Here is a 17,266-nt window from a genome sequence, read left to right as displayed (position 1 = left end):
CCATCCCGGGACCAAGCCATGAATACGACCTCATCCCCTGTCGCGCCGCCCCGCAGCGGCGAGGACAGCGCCGTGGCGCACGGCCAGTCGATCAAGTCGGTCTATGTGTACGAGGCACCGGTGCGCATCTGGCACTGGATCAACGCGCTCGCAATCACGGTGCTGGCCATCACCGGCTATTTCATCGGCTCGCCGCTGCCGACCCAGCCTGGCGAGGCCAGCGCGAACTTCCTGATGGGCTACATCCGCTTTGCGCATTTCGCCGCCGGCTACCTGCTCGCGGTCGGGCTGCTCGGGCGCATCTACTGGGCAGTCGTCGGCAACGACCACGCGCGCGAGCTGTTCTGGGTGCCGATCTTCCAGCGCATCTACTGGCAGGAGATCTGGGGCATGGTGAAGTGGTACGCTTTCGTCAGCGCGCGACCAGGGCGCTACGTGGGCCACAACCCGCTGGCGCGCTTCGCGATGTTTTACGGTTTCCTCCTGCTGTGCGTCTTCATGATCGTCACCGGCTTCGCGCTGTATGCGGAAGGCGCCCAGCGCGGCTCTTGGCAGGACCGGTTGTTCGGCTGGGTCATCCCGCTGTTCGGGCAGTCGCAGGACGTGCACACTTGGCACCACCTCGGCATGTGGGGGCTGATCGTGTTCGTGATCCTGCATGTGTACGCCGCGATCCGGGAGGACATCATGGGCCGCTCCAGCGTGGTCAGCACGATGATCTCCGGCCATCGCACGTTCAAGGACTGAGCACATGTCGCCGGATGAATCAATTTGCGTGCTCGGCATCGGCAACGTGCTGTGGGCCGACGAGGGTTTCGGCGTGCGTTGTGTCGAAGCCCTGCAGCAGCGCTACGAGTTCGCACCGCATGTCGCGCTGATAGATGGCGGCACGCAAGGCCTCTACCTGATCCAGCACGTCCAGCAGGCCAGCCGCCTGCTAATCTTCGACGCTATCGACTACGGCCTGCCACCCGGCACGCTCAAGCTGATCGAGGACGACGAAGTGCCTCGCTTCATGGGCGCCAAGAAGATGAGCCTGCACCAGACCGGATTCCAGGAAGTGCTCATGCTGGCGCAACTCACTGAGCGCTATCCACAGCGCGTGCTGCTCGTCGGCTGCCAGCCCGAGGAACTGGACGACTACGGCGGCAGCCTGCGCCCGAGCGTGAAACAGGCGATGGAGGATGCGCTCGCGCTCGGCGTCGACGCACTGCGGCGCTGGGGTGCCGCGCCGCAACCGCGCAGGCAGCCGCTGGCCGGCGCCGACGCCGTCACCTTCCGCCAGCTCGACCTCGGGCGCTACGAGGCCGGACGGCCGGCCGAGGACGCAGCCTGCCGCCGCGGCGACGAACGCTTCCTGCCGGCGCCCGCGCGGCAGGCAGCCTGAGCGCGCCATGTGCATCGGCATCCCCATGCAGGTCGTCGCCGTCGAGCCGGGACACGCCCTCTGCGCCGGACGGGGCGAGCAGCGACGCGTCCGGACCGCGCTGGTGACGCAACCGGCGGTCGGAGACTGGGTACTCGTTTTTCTCGACAGCGTCCGCGAGCACATCGACGCGCGGCGCGCCAGCGAGATCGACGCCACGCTCGACCTGCTTGCGGCAGCGCAGGCCGGTGCCGCGAGCGGAGCTCCGGCTGCGTTCGACCTTCCTTCCAGCGCCAGCACGCAAGACCTCCTCGCGCTGTGCGGCCAGCAGCCGCCGCGCCTTGCCACCGAACCCACCGAAAGCCTTCCATGACACCCGAAATCACCGGCAGCGAAACGCTCGTCAATCTGCCGGTCCAGCCGCCGGAGCCCCGGCGCGAGGGCTCGGCCCTCATTGCCCGCCTGGTCGACGACTTCGGCGCGACCTGGGTCGACGACCAAAGCCTCGACGCCTGGTCTGCCCTGGGCGGTGACCGGGTCGTGCTGTTCGCCGGCGACCCTGTGCGCTTTCCCGAGGGCCAGGACGTGGCGGCCGTGCTGCCCGAGTTGCAACGCAGCTTCCCGGGCCGCTTTGCCGTGGCTGTGGTGCCGCGCGACCTGGAGGAAAAGGTCGCGCGCCGATTCGGCTCGCAGCGCTGGCCCACGCTGCTGTTCCTGCGCGACGGCGGCTACGTCGGCACAGTGTCGGGCATGCACGACTGGGACGTGTTCCTCCAGCGGGTCGAGAGCGCATTGGCGAGTCCGGTGACGCGCGCACCGACGATCGGCATCCCGCTGGTGAGCGCCAGCGGCGCGGCCGCCTCCTGCCACTGAGGACCGCACGATGAAAGACTTCCCGATTCCCGTGCGCACCATCGGCCCCGGCTCCCAGCCCGAGGAGGAGGAGCTCGCTTATATGGCGATGCCGCAGGGCATGGAAACCTTTCGCGCACCCGTGCTGCCGGAACCCGGGGAAATCGCAGCCCATCAGCCGGCGCACGCTGCGCTGCGCGACTCGCTCGCGCAACTGGCCGTGGTCTGCCGCGAAGGCGGCAACCGCCGCATCGCGCTCGACGGTCTCGCACGGGGCGACCTTGCCCTCGTCAACCAGGTGCTCGGCGAGGGCGAGGTCAGCGCCCTGGTGCGGCACGAGGGCACGCCGCAGCGCGAGCTGCGCGCCCAGGAGTCGGTCTTCGCCGGCGTCTGGCGCGTGATCGGATCGGTCGACGGCGTGGTCGCGACCGACTGCATCGAACTCGGCGCCATTCCCGATGCGCTGAAAGACGTTGCGCGCGAAGACGTGGCGCCCGTCGTGCCGCGCTGGTCGGGTGCGTTGCCGCCCAACGTGCAGAACGCGCCGGCCCTGCTGGCCGAGATCGAGGACCATTGGCGCGCCTGGGTGCCGGGCCGCCCCGCGCAAGTCATCAACCTCACGCTGCTGCCGATGTCGGTGGAGGACATCGGATTCCTCGACCATCACCTGGGCACCGGCCGCGTGCTCATCCTGTCGCGCGGCTATGGCAACTGCCGCATCACGAACACGCGAATGCCGAACTGCTGGCGCGTCGTCTACTACAACTCGCAGGACGTGGTGATCCTGAACACGGTCGAGGTTGGCGACCTGCCCGAAGTCGCCCAGGCCGCGCGCGAGGACCTGGAGGACTCGCACGAGCGGCTGGCGGAGGTGCTGCAGTGGCTCGAGAGCGCATGACTGCCACCAGCCCCGCACGGTTCGAGGGCAGCTATCTCGGCGACCGCGCGAAGCTGGGCGCCTTGGCGCGGCTCGAATGCAAGATCTGCTGGTGGGTGTACGACCCGGCGCTCGGCGACGAAATCTGGCAGATCGCCCCCGGCACCGCATTCACCGCGCTGCCGCCCTACTGGCGCTGCCCGCAATGCGACGGCGATGCCGACCAGTTCATGGTCCTCGACGACGCGAGCCCGCCATGACCGACGCCGGTGGCACTGGAGACGCCGAGTTGACGCTGCGGACGCGGGCGCTCGAAGCAGTGTTCGCCGGCATCTCGCGCTCGCGCATGGCCGGCTTGCCCGTCATGAACACCGCGTTGCAGGTGGAAGCGGTCGGCTTCGGGCTCGAACCGGCACGCCCGCGCGATGACGAGCAGCACCGGCCGGCGCCCCGGGACGCGACCGGCATCCTGGTCACACCCTGGTTCATGAACCTGGTGTGGCTGCCGCTCGCGCGACGCGATACGCCGGCACTGATCGGCGCGACGCGCGTGCGCAACATCGGGCATGAGCAGTTCGCCTTCACGGGCGCGCACGAAGACGGCCTCGGATCGTTCGAAGCCTGCTCGATGTTCTCGCCCATGTTCGAGTTCGCAACGCAGGCCGACGCGATCGCCACCGCCTCGGCGCTGCTGGCGCAGCTGCGCCGGCGCGTCGACGCACTGCCTGACGCACGCTCGGACTCCGCCTTGGCGACGCCGGCACGGCGCGCCTTTCTGCTCGGGCGCGCTGGCATGCGGGAACACGCGCCGTGAGTACGGCCCAGACTCTTGGGGGCATGCTGCGGGTGCGGCCGGGGCTGCGGCGCCCGCACACCCTCACCAGCAACCGTCGCGCACTCGCCGGCCTGTTGCTGACGGGTCAACCCGCGACCGCGGCGCCGCGCCTGCTGGCGAGCCTGTTCACCCTGTGTGGCCACGCCCACGCCTTGTGCGGCACGCTGGCGCTGGCGGCGGCGCAAGGGCAGGAAGCATCCGCATCGGTGGCGCAGCTGGATGCGCTGCGATGGGAGACCGCGCGCGATCACGCGCTGCGCATCGGCCTCGACTGGCCGGTCGAATTGTGCGCGCCAGGCGCAGTGCAGGCATCGGCCGACGGCAATCGCAATGCGCTGCAGGGCTGTCCGTGGCTGGCCGGCGCGGCGCGGTCGCACGGCGATGTCGATCGCACCGCCTGGCTCACGCATCTGCTGGGCAGCTCGCCGCGCGCCTGGCTGGACCTGTGGGAACAGGAACCTGCCAGCTGGCTCGCACGATGGTGCGAGCGCAAGCACGGTTGGCTGCCCGCATTGCTGCGCGCCTGCGCCCCGCTGGCGGTCGACTCGTTGCTGCCTGCGGCGCCGCTGCGTCCGCACGCCAGCCCGGCGGACCTGCATGCACTCGCAGCCGGCATGGGCACCACGTTCGACGCGACTGCGCCCACCTGGCGCGGCCAATGCGCCGAGACCGGAAGCTGGACCCGGCTGCACGACCCGCGCGCCGACCCGCCCGCGAACGCATGGGAACGGCTCGGCGCACGCATCGCCGACCTGGCACGCCTTTCGCTGCCGGACGCGCCAGGACGCAGCGGCGCGGCGTGGCTCGCCACGGGCGCGTTGCAGACCGGTCCCGGCGAAGGGCTGGCATGGGTCGAAATGGCGCGCGGCCTGCTGCTCCATCGCGCACGCGTCGAAGGACCGCCCGGTGACCGGCGCGTGGCCGGCTACGAAGTCGTGGCGCCGACAGACTGGAACTTTCATGCGCACGGCGCCGTGGCGCATGCACTCGAGCGCATGCCCGCAGAGGGCAGCGAAGCGCAGGCGTCGGTGCGTATCCTGATGGCCGCGTACGATCCGTGCGTGCGCTTCGCGGTCGAAGTGCATGCAGCGACCACGGAGTACCACCATGCATGAAGCCAGCCTGGCCGGCGGCATCCTGAAACTCGTCGAAGACGCGGCGCGCCGGGAGGGATTCCGGCGCGTCACCGCCCTGCGGCTGGAGGCCGGACAGCTCTGCGGCGTGGAGACGCGTGCCCTGCGTTTCGCGCTGGAGGCGATCGCACCCCGAACCTGCCTCGAGGGCGCGTCGATCGACATCCACGAGCCGCCCGGCACCGCATGGTGCATGCCCTGTGGCGCCAGCGTGGAGATCCAGCGGCGCGGCGATGCCTGCCCGCGCTGCCGCAGCCATCAGCTTCAGGCCACGGGCGGCACCGAGCTACGCGTGCTCGAGCTGCAAGTCGAAGATCTATAAGGAGACCCCCACCATGTGTGTCGTTTGCGGATGCGCTGAAACTGAACACGAACACGGCCATGATCACAGCCACGATCACGGACACGATCACGGACACGGACACGGACACGGACACGTTCATTCTTCCCACGGCGACCTGCATTTCGGTGCGGGCGCGGCCCGCGTCTCGGTGCCTGGCCTGAGCCAGGAGCGCACGATCCGCCTGGAAGCCGACATCCTCGGCGAGAACAACCGCATCGCCGCGCGCAACCGCAGCCACTTCGCCGCGCACGGCGTGAACGCGCTGAATCTGCTGTCCAGCCCTGGATCGGGCAAGACCACCCTGCTGTGCGCCACCATCGACGCACTGCGGGCGCGCCACGCCGGGATGGATATCTCGGTCATCGAAGGAGACCAGCAGACGAGTTTCGACGCCGAGCGCATCCGCGCGACCGGCGTGCCGGCGGTCCAAGTAAACACCGGCAAGGGCTGCCACCTGGACGCACCGATGGTCGCGCATGCCTTCGCGCAGTTGCACAGCCACGCGCACGACCCCGCGCACCCAGGCGACCGAAGCCTGCTGTTCATCGAGAACGTCGGCAACCTCGTCTGCCCGGCCCTGTGGGACCTCGGCGAGGCCGCCAAGGTGGTCCTGCTGTCGGTCACGGAGGGCGAAGACAAGCCGCTCAAGTATCCGGACATGTTCGCGGCCGCCCGGCTGATGGTGCTTACCAAGATCGACCTGCTGCCGCACCTGCGCTTCGACGTTGCACGCTGCATCGAAGGCGCGCGCCGCGTCAATCCGGGCATCGAAGTGATCCAGTTGTCGGCCACCAGCGGCGAAGGCATGGGTGCCTGGCTCGACTGGCTCGCCGGAGCCGACGACGACACCGGCCCGGTCGGCGCCTGAAGCCGATGCAACAGCCGCTTCCCGCCGTGCTCGCCAGCGGCGCATGGCTCAAGAACACCGCATGCCTGCTCGAGCATCGCCAGGTGCGCTGGTCTGCGCTGCACGGGGACCTGCAGGACCCGACGGCATGCCGTCAACTGGAGGCCTCGCTGCGGGCGCTCGCACGTGACGCGCGTGCGCCGGTGGCCGCGCTGGCACATGACCTGCATCCCGACTTCTTCAGCACGCGCATCGCCATCGCCCTGGCGCACGAGTGGGGCGTGCCGGCGATCGCCGTGCAACACCACCACGCACACATCGCGGCCGTGATCGCCGAACACGACCTGGACGAGCCGGTCATTGGCCTCGCCCTCGACGGCCTCGGATTCGGCACCGACGGCACGGCCTGGGGCGGCGAACTGTTGCGGGTCGACGTGAACGGCTGGGACCGCCTGGGCAGCCTGTGGCCGCTGGCGCTGCCCGGCGGCGATGTCGCGGCACGCGAACCCTGGCGTATGGCGGCGTCGGCCCTGCACGCGCTCGGTGCCGGCGACCGGATCGCCGACCGCTTCTCGCCGACCGTCGGGCCTGCCCTGGCCGGCGGCGTGCAGCGCATGCTCGCCGCCGGGTTGAATTGCCCGCCCACGAGCAGCACCGGTCGCTGGTTCGACGCGGCGGCCGGCGCGCTGGGCCTGAGCGTGCGGCAGGCCCACGAAGCCGAGGCCGCGATGGCGCTCGAGGCGGCGGCCGCACGCTGGCTGGCCGGGCACGCGATCAAAGCGACTGCCACCTGGCCGGACGCCGGCGACCTGCGGCTGCTCGATCCGCGCCCGCTACTCGAGCGACTGCTCGCCTGGCCCGCGCCGCAACGCAACGCCGACGAGGCCGCGGCCTGGTTCCACCTGTCGCTGGCGCAGGGCCTGGCCGGCTGGGCCTCGGCCGCGGCACGCCAGGCCGGGTGCGGCACCGTCTGCCTCGGCGGCGGCTGCTTCTTCAACGCGATCCTGCGCACCCATGTGACGCAAGGGCTCCAGGCGCACGGCCTTCGCGTGCTGTCGGCCAGTCATTCAGGTTGCGGCGACGCGGCCCTCGCGCTGGGCCAGGCCTGGGTCGCCGCCCACAGCCTGCGCGCCCGAACCTTCCCCACCCCTCGAAAAGCCATGCCATGTGCCTAGCCATTCCCACCCAATTGATCGAGCTGCGACCGGGCGCGCTGGCTCTGGTCGAGCTCGGCGGCATCCGCAAGGAGATCTCGGTCGCGCTAGTGCCCGACGCGGTAGTCGGCGACTACGTGATCGTGCACGTAGGCCACGCGATCGGCCAGATCGACCCCGAGGAGGCCGAGCGTACGCTGGCGATGTTCGGCGCGCTCGCACAACTCGATGCCGAGAACGGAGCGACCCTGCCATGAAATACATCGACGAGTTCCGCGACGGGGCAATTGCAAAAAAGATCGCCACCCGTCTGCGCGCCGAGGCGCTGCCGGAACGCCAGTACAGCTTCATGGAGTTCTGCGGCGGCCACACGCACGCGATCTCACGCTACGGCATCAGCGAACTGCTGCCCGCGAACGTGCGCATGATCCACGGCCCCGGCTGCCCGGTGTGCGTGCTGCCGATCGGCCGCATCGACTTGGCGATCCAGCTCGCGCTCGACCGCGGCGCAATCGTCTGCACCTACGGCGATGCGATGCGCGTGCCAGCTTCCGACGGCCTCTCGCTGGTGCGCGCCAAGGCGCGCGGCGGCGACATCCGCATGGTCTATTCGGGCGCCGACGCACTCGAAATCGCGCGCCGCGAGCCGGAGCGCGAGGTCGTGTTCTTCGCGATCGGCTTCGAGACCACGACACCGCCGACCGCGCTGACGATCCGAACCGCTCAGCAAGAGGCGCTGAAGAACTTCAGCGTGCTGTGCTGCCATGTGCTCACGCCCTCGGCGATCACGCACATCCTCGAATCGCCCGAGGTGCGACAGTTCGGCACCGTGCCGATCGACGGCTTCGTCGGGCCGGCACATGTGAGCATCGTCATCGGCTCGGCGCCGTACGAGCATTTCGCGCAGGAGTATCGCAAGCCGGTCGTGATCGCCGGCTTCGAACCGCTCGACGTGATGCAGGCGGTGCTGATGCTGGTGCGCCAGGTCAACGAGGGCCGCACTGAGGTCGAAAACGAGTTCACCCGCGCGGTGAATCGCGACGGCAACCTGCACGCGCAGGCGCTGGTCTCGCAGGTGTTCGAGTTGCGCAGCAGCTTCGAGTGGCGCGGCCTCGGCGAGGTGCCGTACAGCGCGCTGAAGATCCGCCCGGCGTATGCCGAGTTCGATGCCGAACGCCGCTTCGGCCTGGGCTATCGGCCGGTGCCTGACAACAAGGCCTGCGAATGCGGCGCGATCCTGCGCGGCGTGAAGAGGCCGACCGACTGCAAGATCTTCGGCACGGTCTGCACGCCGGAGAACCCCGTCGGATCGTGCATGGTCTCGTCCGAAGGCGCGTGCGCGGCGCACTACTCGTATGGGCGCTTCAAGGACATCGCGATCAAGGTCGAAGTGGAGGTGGCGGGGTGAGCACGAAGAAGGATTACGTTCGTCCGCTCGACATCCGCCACGGCCGCGTCGACATGGGTCACGGCGCCGGCGGCCGGGCGGCCGCGCAACTGATCGAGGAGTTGTTTGTCGCCGCGTTCGACAACGAGTACCTGCGCCAGGGCGACGACGGCGCGGCTCTGGCGATTCCCGTCGGCGCCAAGCTCGTGATGGCAACCGACGGCCACGTCGTCTCGCCGCTGTTCTTTCCCGGCGGCGATGTCGGCTCGCTCTCGGTGCACGGCACGATCAACGACGTGGCGATGTGCGGCGCGACGCCGCTGTACCTCGCGGCGAGCTTCATCCTCGAAGAAGGCTTCCCGCTCGTTGACCTGAAGCGCATCGTCGAGTCGATGGCGGCGGCCTCGCGCGCGGCCGGCGTGCCGGTGGTCACCGGCGACACCAAGGTCGTCGAGCAGGGCAAGGGCGACGGCGTATTCATCAGCACCACCGGCATTGGCGTGGTCGCGGCCGGGGTTCGCATCTCGGGCGCGAACGCGCGCCCCGGCGACGTGGTGCTGCTCTCGGGCTCGATCGGCGAGCACGGCGTGGCGGTACTCTCGAAGCGAGAATCGCTCGACTTCGAGACCACGATCGAATCCGACAGTGCGGCGCTGCACGGGTTGGTGGCGGCGATGCTCGCGGCCTCGAACGGCGTGCGCGTGCTGCGCGACCCGACCCGCGGTGGCCTCGCGACGACGCTGAACGAGATCGCGCACCAGTCGAACGTGGGCATGCTGCTCGACGAGGCGGCGATTCCGGTGCGGCCGCAGGTCGAGGCGGCCTGCGAACTGCTCGGGCTCGATCCGCTCTACATCGCGAACGAAGGCAAGTTGATCGCCATCTGCGCGCCCGACGCGGCCGCCGCGGTGCTGGCCGCGATGCGCGCACACCCGCTGGGCTCGAAGGCGGTGCGCATCGGCAGCGTCACCGAGGACCCGCACCGCTTCGTGCAGATGGAGACGAGCTTCGGCGGCCGCCGTGTCGTCGATTGGCTGAGCGGCGAGCAGCTGCCGCGCATCTGTTGAGAGGCCATGCTGGCGCCAACCCAGATGGACGACGAGACGCCCACGCGCATCTTCATCAAGTTCGACGCTTGTCGTGCGGCGATGGCCGAGCGAGCGCCTCGAACCGCTGAAGCGCGAAGCGCTCGTCCGCCTGGCCCCGCACTTCGGCCCCGATGTGCCGATCGTCGCCGCAACCCTGCTGGCGGCCACCCACGCCACGGCCTACAACGCCGCGCTCGGCAAGATCGAGGTCCGGCTTGCCCTCTACCTCGGCAAGGCGGGTGCCGCGCAGGTCCTGGCCGGCCTGAAAGGCTGAGATGACGCACGCGCCGCTGCGCATCCTGCTGCTGTGCCACAGCTTCAACAGCCTGAGCCAGCGCTTGTTCTGCGAGCTGCGCGCGCTGGGCCACGAAGTCTCGGTCGAGCTCGACATCGCCGATCGCGTCACCGAAGAGGCGATCGAGCTGTTCCGCCCCGCACTGGTGATCGCGCCGTTCCTGAAGCGGCTGATCCCGGCGTCGGTATGGCAGCGCCAACCCTGCCTGATCGTGCACCCCGGGCCGGTTGGCGACCGCGGCCCCGCGGCGCTCGATTGGGCGGTGCGCGAAGGCCACGCGGACTGGGGCGTGACCGTGCTGCAGGCGAACGAGGCCTTCGATGCCGGCCCGGTGTGGGCCCACGCCGGCTTTGCGATGCGGGCCGCCGCGAAGGGCAGCCTGTACCGGTGCGAAGTGACCGCGGCGGCGGTCGATGCGGTGCTGCGCAGCGTGACGCAATTCGCGGCCGGCGGCACCTGCGGCGGACGGCCAGAGCCGCAAAGGGCTTCGATCTGGCGCAGCCCGCTGCGCCAGGCCGAGCGGCGCATCGATTGGTCGGGCGACACGACGGCCACCGTGCTCGCAAAGATCCGCAGCGCCGATGGCCAGCCCGGCGTGCACGACGAGCTCTTCGGCCAGCCCTGCCACCTGTTCGATGCGCACGCGGCCACCTCGCATGCCTTTGCCACTTCACCGCCCGGCGCTTTGATCGGACGCCGCGACGGCGCCGTGCTGCGCCGCACGACCGATGGTGCGGTCTGGATCGGCCACGCGAGCCTTGCCGCGGCCTGCGGCGGCAAGGCTTTCAAGCTGCCGTGCGAGCTCGCCTTCGGCGCCGCCTTCGAGGCGCTGCCTGCGCTGCCCGTGCCGCTGGAGCGGGCGAGCGACGAGTGGGGCGAGATTCGCTACCGTGAACTCGGCGCGCCGGGCGCACGCGTCGGCTGCCTGTCCTTCGAGTTCTACAACGGCGCGATGTCGACCGCGCAATGCCACCGCCTGCTCACCGCCTGGCGCGACGCCACCAGCCGCGACACCCGCGTGCTGATGCTGCTGGGCGGCGCCGACTTCTTCAGCAACGGCATCCACCTGAACTGCATCGAGGCGGCGGCGCACCGCGAGGGCGACAGCGCCGCAGACGAGTCGATGCGCAACATCGAGGCGATGGACGACCTTGCCGAAGCCGTCATCCGCACCACCGACCGGCTGACAATCGCGCTGCTGCGCGGCAACGCCGGTGCCGGCGGGGCTTTTCTGGCGCTCGCGGCCGACGAGGTCTGGGCACACCGCGGGGTGGTGCTGAACCCGCACTACAAGAACATGGGCAACCTGTACGGCTCGGAGTACTGGACCTATCTGCTGCCGCGCCGCCTCGGCGCCGAGGGCGCGGTCGCGCTGATGGCCGGCCGCCTGCCGATGGGTGCGCCCCAAGCCCTGTCGATCGGACTCATCGACCGGTGCATGGGTGTAGCGGCGCCGGATTTCGAAGCGCTGGCAATCACCGAGGCCATAGCACTGGCCGCAGCGCACAATATCGACGATCGAATTACCGCGAAGGGACGTCGGCGCGCCAATGACGAGGAAAAGCGCCCTCTCGCCGACTACCGCCGCCTTGAGCTTTCACGCATGCATCGCAATTTCTACGGCTTCGACCCGAGCTTTCACATCGCGCGGTACCACTTCGTCCACAAGCTGCCGATGGCATGGACGCCCCGGCACCTGGCCCGGCACCGCGACGGCCTGAAAGCCGCGAGCGCCGAATGATGCCCGTGGCGTCGATGCCGACCGTTCTGGTCGTCGATGACGAGGTGCGCTCTCAGGACGCGATCCGCCGCACGCTCGACGAGGAGTTCACCGTGCTGACGGCCGACGATGCAGACCAGGCCCGCCAGCAGCTCGAGCGCCAGCCGGTCAGCGTGATCCTGTGCGACCAGCGCATGCCCGGCGAGACCGGCGTCACCTTCCTGAAGGAAGTGCGCGAGCGCTGGCCCGACACGGTGCGCATCGTGATCTCGGGCTATACCGATTCCGAGGACATCATCGCGGGCATCAACGACGCGGGCATCTACCAGTACCTGCTCAAGCCGTGGGTCCCCGACCACCTGCTGAGCACGGTGCGCGAGGCGGCGGAAGCCCAGACGCTCCAGCGCGACATGAACCGGCTCGACCTGGAGCTGCGCACCAGCACGCCGGTGCTGCGGCGTCGGGCCGCCACCAAGCTGGAGCGGGCGCGCAACGCCTTCGACTTCGACCGCATCGAGCGCGCGGACGGCAGTCCGCTCGATGCGGTGTGCGAGCTGGCGGCACGTGTGGCACGCTACGACCTCAGCCTGCTGGTGCTGGGCGAGTCGGGCTCCGGCAAGGAGCTGCTGGCGCGCGCGGTGCACTATGCCAGCCCGCGCGCAGCCGGCCCGTTCGTGGTCGAAAACTGCGCCGCGATTCCCGATACGCTGCTCGAGTCGGAGCTGTTCGGCCACAAGCGAGGCGCTTTCACCGGCGCGTTCGATGACCACGTCGGTCTGTTCCAGCGCGCCAACGGCGGCACCGTCTTCCTCGACGAGATCGGCGAAACCTCGGCGGCGTTCCAGCTACGCCTACTGCGCGTGCTGCAGGAGGGCGAGGTGCGACCCGTGGGCTCGCCGCGCACCGTGCCGGTCGACGTGCGCGTGATCGCGGCGACCCACCGCAACCTCGAACAGCGGGTGCACGAAGGGCACTTCCGCGAGGACCTGTTCTACCGCGTCGCCTGCGTGACGATCACGGTCCCGCCGCTGCGCGAGCGCGGTGGCGACATCGGGCCGATCGCTCGGCGGCTGGTGAGCGAGGTCGGCGTGGCGCTGGGGCGTCCAGGCGCCGCGCTCTCGGACGAGGCAATGGCCTGCCTCATGGCCTACCCCTGGCCCGGCAACATTCGCGAGCTGCGCAACGAGATCTCGCGCGCTGTAGCGCTCAGTGCCGACGATCTGATCGACGGCACCGCGTTCTCGTCGCGTGTCCTGCAGGGCCAGGCCGGGCGCACGGCCACGGCCCAGTCACCGTCATTGCCTGCCAGCGGCACGCTGGCCGAACGCCTCGATGCGATCGAGGCCATGGTGCTGCGCGAGACGCTGCTGCGGCACCGCTGGAACAAGACGCGCGTGGCCAAGGAACTGGGACTCTCCCGGGTCGGGCTGCGTGGCAAGATGGCCCGCTTCGGGCTGGAGGGTTGAGCCGATGGACACGATGCCGAACTTCAACGTCTTGTGGCTGCAGTCGGGTGGCTGCGGCGGCTGCAGCATGTCGCTTCTTTGCGCCGACACGGCGGACTTCCACGGCCAACTGCGCGATGCCGGCATCAACCTGCTGTGGCATCCGTCGCTGTCGCTCGAAAGCGGCACCGAGCTGATCGACCTGCTCGAACGCGCCATCGATGGCCGCCTGCGTGTCGACGCGCTGTGCATCGAAGGATCGTTGCTGCGTGGCCCGAACAACACCGGCCGCTTCCATGTCCTCGCCGGCACCGGCATCCCGATGATCGACTGGGTCCGCCGGCTGGCTGCGACGGCACGGCAGGTCGTGGCGATCGGCAGTTGCGCGGCCTGGGGCGGCATCACCGCAGGCGGGAACAATCCGACCGATGCCTGCGGCCTGCAGTACGACGAGGATCGCCCCGGCGGCCTGCTCGGCGCGGCATTCCGCTGCGCCAGCGGCCTGCCGGTCATCAACGTGGCAGGCTGCCCGACCCATCCGGGGTGGGTGATCGACAGCCTCATGGCGCTCGCCGCCGGACAGTTTTCCGCCGCCGACCTGGACCCCTTGAACCGGCCCCGCTTCTATGCCGACCAGCTGGTGCACCACGGCTGCACCCGCAACGAGTACTACGAGTTCAAGGCCAGCGCCGAGAAGCCGTCCGACCTCGGCTGCATGATGGAGCACATGGGCTGCAAGGGCACCCAGGTGCATGCCGACTGCAACACACGGCTCTGGAACGGGGAAGGCTCCTGCACCCGCGGCGGCTATGCCTGCATCGCCTGCACCGAGCCGGGCTTCCAGGAGCCCGGCCATCCCTTCCACGAAACGCCCAAGATCGCCGGCATTCCCATTGGCCTGCCCACCGACATGCCCAAGGCCTGGTTCGTCGCGCTGGCGTCGCTGTCAAAATCGGCCACGCCCAAACGCGTGAAGACCAACGCCACCGCGGACCACCTCAAGGTGGCGCCCGCGGTGCGCAAGACGCGCCTGCGCTAGCCTGCCGCCATGACACGCCTGCTCGTCGGCCCTTTCAATCGCGTCGAGGGAGACCTCGAGGTCTCCCTCGACATCGAGGATGGCCGCGTGTCGTCCGCGCGCGTGAACTCGCCGATGTACCGAGGCTTCGAGCAGATCCTGCAGGGAAAGCGGCCGCACGACGCACTGGTCTATGTGCCCCGGATCTGCGGTATCTGCTCGGTGTCACAGTCAGTCGCCTCGGCCCGCGCTCTCGCGGACATGGGCGGCCTGCGGATGCCGCCGAACGGCCAGCACGTGACCAACGTGATCCTCGCCACCGAGAACCTGGCCGACCACCTGACGCATTTCTACCTGTTCTTCATGCCCGACTTCACGCGAGCCGTGTATGCCGGGCGAACGTGGCATGCCGAGGCCCTGCGTCGGTTCGACCCGACCACCGGCGAGCAGGCGCGTCAGGCCATCGCGGCGCGGCAGCGCTGGTTCACGATGCTCGGCCTGCTGGCCGGCAAGTGGCCGCATACGCAAAGCATCGAGCCCGGTGGTTCCACGCGCGCGGTCGATGGCGCCGAGCGCACGCGCCTGCTGGCGCGTATCCGCGAGTTCCGGCGCTTCCTCGAGCAGCAGTTGTTCGCGGCGCCGCTGGAGCAGGTGCTGTCCCTCGCCAGCGCCGACGCGCTTTGGGCCTGGGATGACCGGGCCCCCCTGCAGGGCGATTTCAGGATGTTCCTGGCCATCGCGCGCGATACTGGCCTGATGGGCCTGGGCAGCGGCCCGGGCCGCTACCTGAGCTACGGCGCCTACCCCCAGCCCGACGGTGCGTTCACGTTCCCGCGCGGCGTCTGGCATGCCGACGACGGCAAGCTCGGTGCGCTCGATGAGCGCAGCATCCGGGAAGACGCCACGCACGCATGGCTCGCGGACGATGGAGGCCCGCGCCATCCCGGAGACGGGCTGACGGTGCCCGATGGCGACAAGCCGGGCGCCTACACCTGGAACAAGGCGCCCCGGCTCGGCGGCCAGGTGGTGGAAACTGGCGCGATCGCGCGCCAGCTTGCCGCCGGGCATCCGCTCGTGGGCGAGATGGTGGGCCGCCATGGCGGCACCGTGTTCACCCGGGTCCTGGCACGCCTGCTCGAACTCGCGCGGGTGGTGCCCCTGATGGAGCAGTGGCTGCTGGCGCTGCAGCCCGGCGAGCCCTACTGCGCCAGCGATGCCGTGCCCGACGAGGGCACCGGCATCGGCCTGAGCGAAGCGGCACGCGGCAGCCTGGGGCACTGGATCGTGGCCCGGCGCGGCCGCATCGAGAACTACCAGATCGTCGCACCCACGACTTGGAACTTCTCGCCACGGGATGCCGCCGGCACACCCGGCGCGCTCGAAAGCGCGCTCGAAGGTGCCCCGGTGCGCGAAGGCGAGACGACGCCCGTGTCGGTGCAGCACATCGTCCGCTCCTTCGACCCGTGCATGGTCTGCACCGTCCACTGATGCCGCCGCGCCGTATCGAACGCCCGAAGGCAGCGCCGCAAGGCGTGGACGATGCCACCTGGCTCGACGTGATCCAGAAGATGGACGAGGTCTACTCGCAACTGGTGCATGACGAGATCGAGCTCGAAAAAAAGAACGACGAACTCGAGCAATCGCAGCAGTTCATCTTCAGCATCCTGTCCGCCATGTCGGATGTGCTGCTGGTCTGTACCGAAAATGGCGAGATCGAGGAGACGAACGCGGCGCTCTGCGAACTGGTCGGCCGCAGCGACATCGAACTGCGCGGTACCTCCCTGCTGGCCTTGCTGGCGGACGCCGACAGCATTGCACGGGCCCAGGCGGTGCTGGTGAACTCCAGCCCCACGCGCCGCGGCGAGACCATCGAGCTGAATCTGTCGGCTGCCGATGGAAGCAGCGTGCCGGTTGACGCAAACTGCACGCCGCGTGTCACGCCTTCGGGCCGTCGCGTCGGCACGGTGTTCGTCGCCCGACCGACGGCCGAGCTACGCCGCGCCTACCAGGAGCTGCGTTCAGCACACGACGCGCTGAAGCAGACCCAGCAACAACTTCTGCAYTCGGAAAAGATGGCGTCGCTGGGCAGGCTTGTCGCGGGCGTTGCGCACGAACTCAACAAYCCGATCAGCTTYGTGCTSGGCAACGTGCACGCACTGCGACGCTACAGCGCAAGGCTGCGAACCTACATGACAGCCGTGCACGCCGGGCAGGATCAGCACACCCTCCTGAAGCTGCGTACCCAGTTGCGCATCGAGCATCTGCTCGACGACCTGCCGTCCCTGATTGAGGGCACGCTGGAGGGTGCGCAGCGCACTGCGGCCATCGTGAACGGCTTGAAGCGGTTTTCAGCGATGGATCCGGAAGAGCGGAAACGGGTGGACCTCAACGAAGTGGCGGAACGCGCCATTCTCTGGGTGTCCAAAGGCTCATCGCGACCGCTGCAAGTCGACTGGCAGCCGATCTCTCCGTGTGTGGTCGAAGGAAGCCTCGGACAACTGCAGCAGGTCGTGATGAACCTGATCCAGAACGCCGTGGATGCGGCCAGCACGGCCCAGCCGCCGCGCCCGCCGCATCTGCGGATCCAGGCCCGGACCGGGTCAAGGGGCAACGTGCTGACCGTGCGCGACAACGGACCTGGCATCGCGCCGGAGCTGCTTTCCCGCATCTTCGATCCGTTCTTCACCACCAAGCCGGTAGGCAAGGGCACCGGTCTCGGCCTGTCCATCAGCTACGGGATCATCGAACAGCACGGCGGAACGTTGAGCGTTCGCAATCATCCGGAAGGCGGCGCGGAGTTCACTATCGAGCTGCCTGCCGCGAAATAGCGCCTCGTAGTCCCTTTGCGAAGGAGAGCTCGAATGGGCGACCTTGCGGGTTCTGTCGCGGTAACGCCGCAGAGCTCA

20 protein-coding genes are annotated in these 17,266 nt (G+C 69.3%); all 20 read left to right on the top strand.

Annotated elements, in window-relative coordinates:
• The first annotated feature begins 18 nt into the window (after positions 1-18).
• The 20 genes from cybH (at position 19) to AB4Z46_RS15910 (ending at position 17,188) form a co-directional block, all read left to right on the top strand.
• Positions 19-747 (top strand): Ni/Fe-hydrogenase, b-type cytochrome subunit, encoded by a 729-nt coding sequence (gene cybH, locus AB4Z46_RS16005; RefSeq protein WP_442284492.1) that lies wholly within the window; start codon positions 19-21, stop codon positions 745-747.
• Between the two features lie 4 nt (positions 748-751).
• The gene (locus AB4Z46_RS16000) at positions 752-1,387 is read left to right on the top strand and encodes a HyaD/HybD family hydrogenase maturation endopeptidase (protein ID WP_442284491.1); all 636 of its coding nucleotides are present in this window, start codon (positions 752-754) and stop codon (positions 1,385-1,387) included.
• 7 nt (positions 1,388-1,394) lie between these two features.
• Positions 1,395-1,739, top strand: a complete 345-nt coding sequence (locus tag AB4Z46_RS15995; protein ID WP_442284490.1) for a HypC/HybG/HupF family hydrogenase formation chaperone — start codon at positions 1,395-1,397, stop codon at positions 1,737-1,739.
• Positions 1,736-2,239 carry a hydrogenase gene (locus AB4Z46_RS15990; protein ID WP_442284489.1) on the top strand — a complete coding sequence of 168 codons (504 nt, stop codon included), beginning with the start codon at positions 1,736-1,738 and terminating at the stop codon, positions 2,237-2,239. Before AB4Z46_RS15995 ends, AB4Z46_RS15990 begins: the two co-directional genes overlap by 4 nt.
• Positions 2,240-2,249: 10 nt before the next feature.
• Complete coding sequence (locus tag AB4Z46_RS15985; protein WP_442284488.1) at positions 2,250-3,116, top strand: hydrogenase expression/formation protein; 867 nt, start codon at positions 2,250-2,252, stop codon at positions 3,114-3,116.
• Positions 3,113-3,355, top strand: coding sequence for a rubredoxin (locus AB4Z46_RS15980; RefSeq protein ID WP_442284487.1), 243 nt, complete (start codon positions 3,113-3,115; stop codon positions 3,353-3,355). Before AB4Z46_RS15985 ends, AB4Z46_RS15980 begins: the two co-directional genes overlap by 4 nt.
• Positions 3,352-3,909 carry a [NiFe]-hydrogenase assembly chaperone HybE gene (gene hybE / locus AB4Z46_RS15975; RefSeq protein ID WP_442284486.1) on the top strand — a complete coding sequence of 186 codons (558 nt, stop codon included), beginning with the start codon at positions 3,352-3,354 and terminating at the stop codon, positions 3,907-3,909. Before AB4Z46_RS15980 ends, hybE begins: the two co-directional genes overlap by 4 nt.
• Positions 3,906-5,045, top strand: a complete 1,140-nt coding sequence (locus AB4Z46_RS15970; RefSeq protein ID WP_442284485.1) for a hypothetical protein — start codon at positions 3,906-3,908, stop codon at positions 5,043-5,045. Before hybE ends, AB4Z46_RS15970 begins: the two co-directional genes overlap by 4 nt.
• Positions 5,038-5,385, top strand: coding sequence for a hydrogenase maturation nickel metallochaperone HypA (gene hypA / locus AB4Z46_RS15965; RefSeq protein WP_442284484.1), 348 nt, complete (start codon positions 5,038-5,040; stop codon positions 5,383-5,385). The genes AB4Z46_RS15970 and hypA overlap by 8 nt, the downstream gene beginning before the upstream one ends.
• A 13-nt stretch (positions 5,386-5,398) precedes the next feature.
• Complete coding sequence (gene hypB, locus AB4Z46_RS15960; protein WP_442284483.1) at positions 5,399-6,274, top strand: hydrogenase nickel incorporation protein HypB; 876 nt, start codon at positions 5,399-5,401, stop codon at positions 6,272-6,274.
• Positions 6,275-6,279: 5 nt separating this feature from the next.
• Positions 6,280-7,428 (top strand): Kae1-like domain-containing protein, encoded by a 1,149-nt coding sequence (locus tag AB4Z46_RS15955; protein ID WP_442284482.1) that lies wholly within the window; start codon positions 6,280-6,282, stop codon positions 7,426-7,428.
• Positions 7,419-7,664, top strand: a complete 246-nt coding sequence (locus tag AB4Z46_RS15950; protein ID WP_442284481.1) for a HypC/HybG/HupF family hydrogenase formation chaperone — start codon at positions 7,419-7,421, stop codon at positions 7,662-7,664. The genes AB4Z46_RS15955 and AB4Z46_RS15950 overlap by 10 nt, the downstream gene beginning before the upstream one ends.
• Positions 7,661-8,815 (top strand): hydrogenase formation protein HypD, encoded by a 1,155-nt coding sequence (gene hypD, locus AB4Z46_RS15945; protein WP_442284480.1) that lies wholly within the window; start codon positions 7,661-7,663, stop codon positions 8,813-8,815. The genes AB4Z46_RS15950 and hypD overlap by 4 nt, the downstream gene beginning before the upstream one ends.
• Positions 8,812-9,861, top strand: a complete 1,050-nt coding sequence (hypE, locus tag AB4Z46_RS15940) for a hydrogenase expression/formation protein HypE (RefSeq protein ID WP_442284479.1) — start codon at positions 8,812-8,814, stop codon at positions 9,859-9,861. The genes hypD and hypE overlap by 4 nt, the downstream gene beginning before the upstream one ends.
• Before the next feature lie 73 nt (positions 9,862-9,934).
• A complete protein-coding gene (locus AB4Z46_RS15935; protein ID WP_442284478.1) occupies positions 9,935-10,156 on the top strand; it encodes a hypothetical protein in 222 nt (73 codons plus the stop codon).
• A 1-nt stretch (position 10,157) separates the two neighbouring features.
• Positions 10,158-11,918, top strand: a complete 1,761-nt coding sequence (locus AB4Z46_RS15930) for an enoyl-CoA hydratase-related protein (protein ID WP_442284477.1) — start codon at positions 10,158-10,160, stop codon at positions 11,916-11,918.
• Positions 11,915-13,363, top strand: coding sequence for a sigma-54-dependent transcriptional regulator (locus AB4Z46_RS15925; RefSeq protein WP_442284476.1), 1,449 nt, complete (start codon positions 11,915-11,917; stop codon positions 13,361-13,363). Before AB4Z46_RS15930 ends, AB4Z46_RS15925 begins: the two co-directional genes overlap by 4 nt.
• A 4-nt stretch (positions 13,364-13,367) precedes the next feature.
• Positions 13,368-14,381 carry a HupU protein gene (locus AB4Z46_RS15920; RefSeq protein ID WP_442284475.1) on the top strand — a complete coding sequence of 338 codons (1,014 nt, stop codon included), beginning with the start codon at positions 13,368-13,370 and terminating at the stop codon, positions 14,379-14,381.
• 9 nt (positions 14,382-14,390) lie between these two features.
• The gene (locus AB4Z46_RS15915) at positions 14,391-15,848 is read left to right on the top strand and encodes a nickel-dependent hydrogenase large subunit (protein ID WP_442284474.1); all 1,458 of its coding nucleotides are present in this window, start codon (positions 14,391-14,393) and stop codon (positions 15,846-15,848) included.
• Positions 15,848-17,188 (top strand): sensor histidine kinase, encoded by a 1,341-nt coding sequence (locus AB4Z46_RS15910; protein WP_442284525.1) that lies wholly within the window; start codon positions 15,848-15,850, stop codon positions 17,186-17,188. Before AB4Z46_RS15915 ends, AB4Z46_RS15910 begins: the two co-directional genes overlap by 1 nt.
• Positions 17,189-17,266 lie beyond the last annotated feature (78 nt).

It is taken from the genome of Variovorax sp. M-6 (assembly GCF_052114385.1).
Lineage (GTDB): Bacteria > Pseudomonadota > Gammaproteobacteria > Burkholderiales > Burkholderiaceae_C > Variovorax.
This window is presented reverse-complemented; position numbering and strand designations above follow the sequence as displayed.

Coding starts and splice junctions, on each gene's coding strand:
- AB4Z46_RS15985 (WP_442284488.1), top strand. CDS start 2,250: ATGAAAGACTTCCCGATTCCCGTGCGCACCATCGGCCCCGGCTCCCAG.
- hypD (WP_442284480.1), top strand. CDS start 7,661: ATGAAATACATCGACGAGTTCCGCGACGGGGCAATTGCAAAAAAGATC.
- AB4Z46_RS16000 (WP_442284491.1), top strand. CDS start 752: ATGTCGCCGGATGAATCAATTTGCGTGCTCGGCATCGGCAACGTGCTG.
- hypB (WP_442284483.1), top strand. CDS start 5,399: ATGTGTGTCGTTTGCGGATGCGCTGAAACTGAACACGAACACGGCCAT.
- AB4Z46_RS15930 (WP_442284477.1), top strand. CDS start 10,158: ATGACGCACGCGCCGCTGCGCATCCTGCTGCTGTGCCACAGCTTCAAC.
- AB4Z46_RS15925 (WP_442284476.1), top strand. CDS start 11,915: ATGATGCCCGTGGCGTCGATGCCGACCGTTCTGGTCGTCGATGACGAG.
- cybH (WP_442284492.1), top strand. CDS start 19: ATGAATACGACCTCATCCCCTGTCGCGCCGCCCCGCAGCGGCGAGGAC.
- hybE (WP_442284486.1), top strand. CDS start 3,352: ATGACCGACGCCGGTGGCACTGGAGACGCCGAGTTGACGCTGCGGACG.
- AB4Z46_RS15920 (WP_442284475.1), top strand. CDS start 13,368: ATGGACACGATGCCGAACTTCAACGTCTTGTGGCTGCAGTCGGGTGGC.
- AB4Z46_RS15980 (WP_442284487.1), top strand. CDS start 3,113: ATGACTGCCACCAGCCCCGCACGGTTCGAGGGCAGCTATCTCGGCGAC.
- hypA (WP_442284484.1), top strand. CDS start 5,038: ATGCATGAAGCCAGCCTGGCCGGCGGCATCCTGAAACTCGTCGAAGAC.
- AB4Z46_RS15995 (WP_442284490.1), top strand. CDS start 1,395: ATGTGCATCGGCATCCCCATGCAGGTCGTCGCCGTCGAGCCGGGACAC.
- AB4Z46_RS15990 (WP_442284489.1), top strand. CDS start 1,736: ATGACACCCGAAATCACCGGCAGCGAAACGCTCGTCAATCTGCCGGTC.
- AB4Z46_RS15950 (WP_442284481.1), top strand. CDS start 7,419: ATGTGCCTAGCCATTCCCACCCAATTGATCGAGCTGCGACCGGGCGCG.
- AB4Z46_RS15955 (WP_442284482.1), top strand. CDS start 6,280: ATGCAACAGCCGCTTCCCGCCGTGCTCGCCAGCGGCGCATGGCTCAAG.
- AB4Z46_RS15915 (WP_442284474.1), top strand. CDS start 14,391: ATGACACGCCTGCTCGTCGGCCCTTTCAATCGCGTCGAGGGAGACCTC.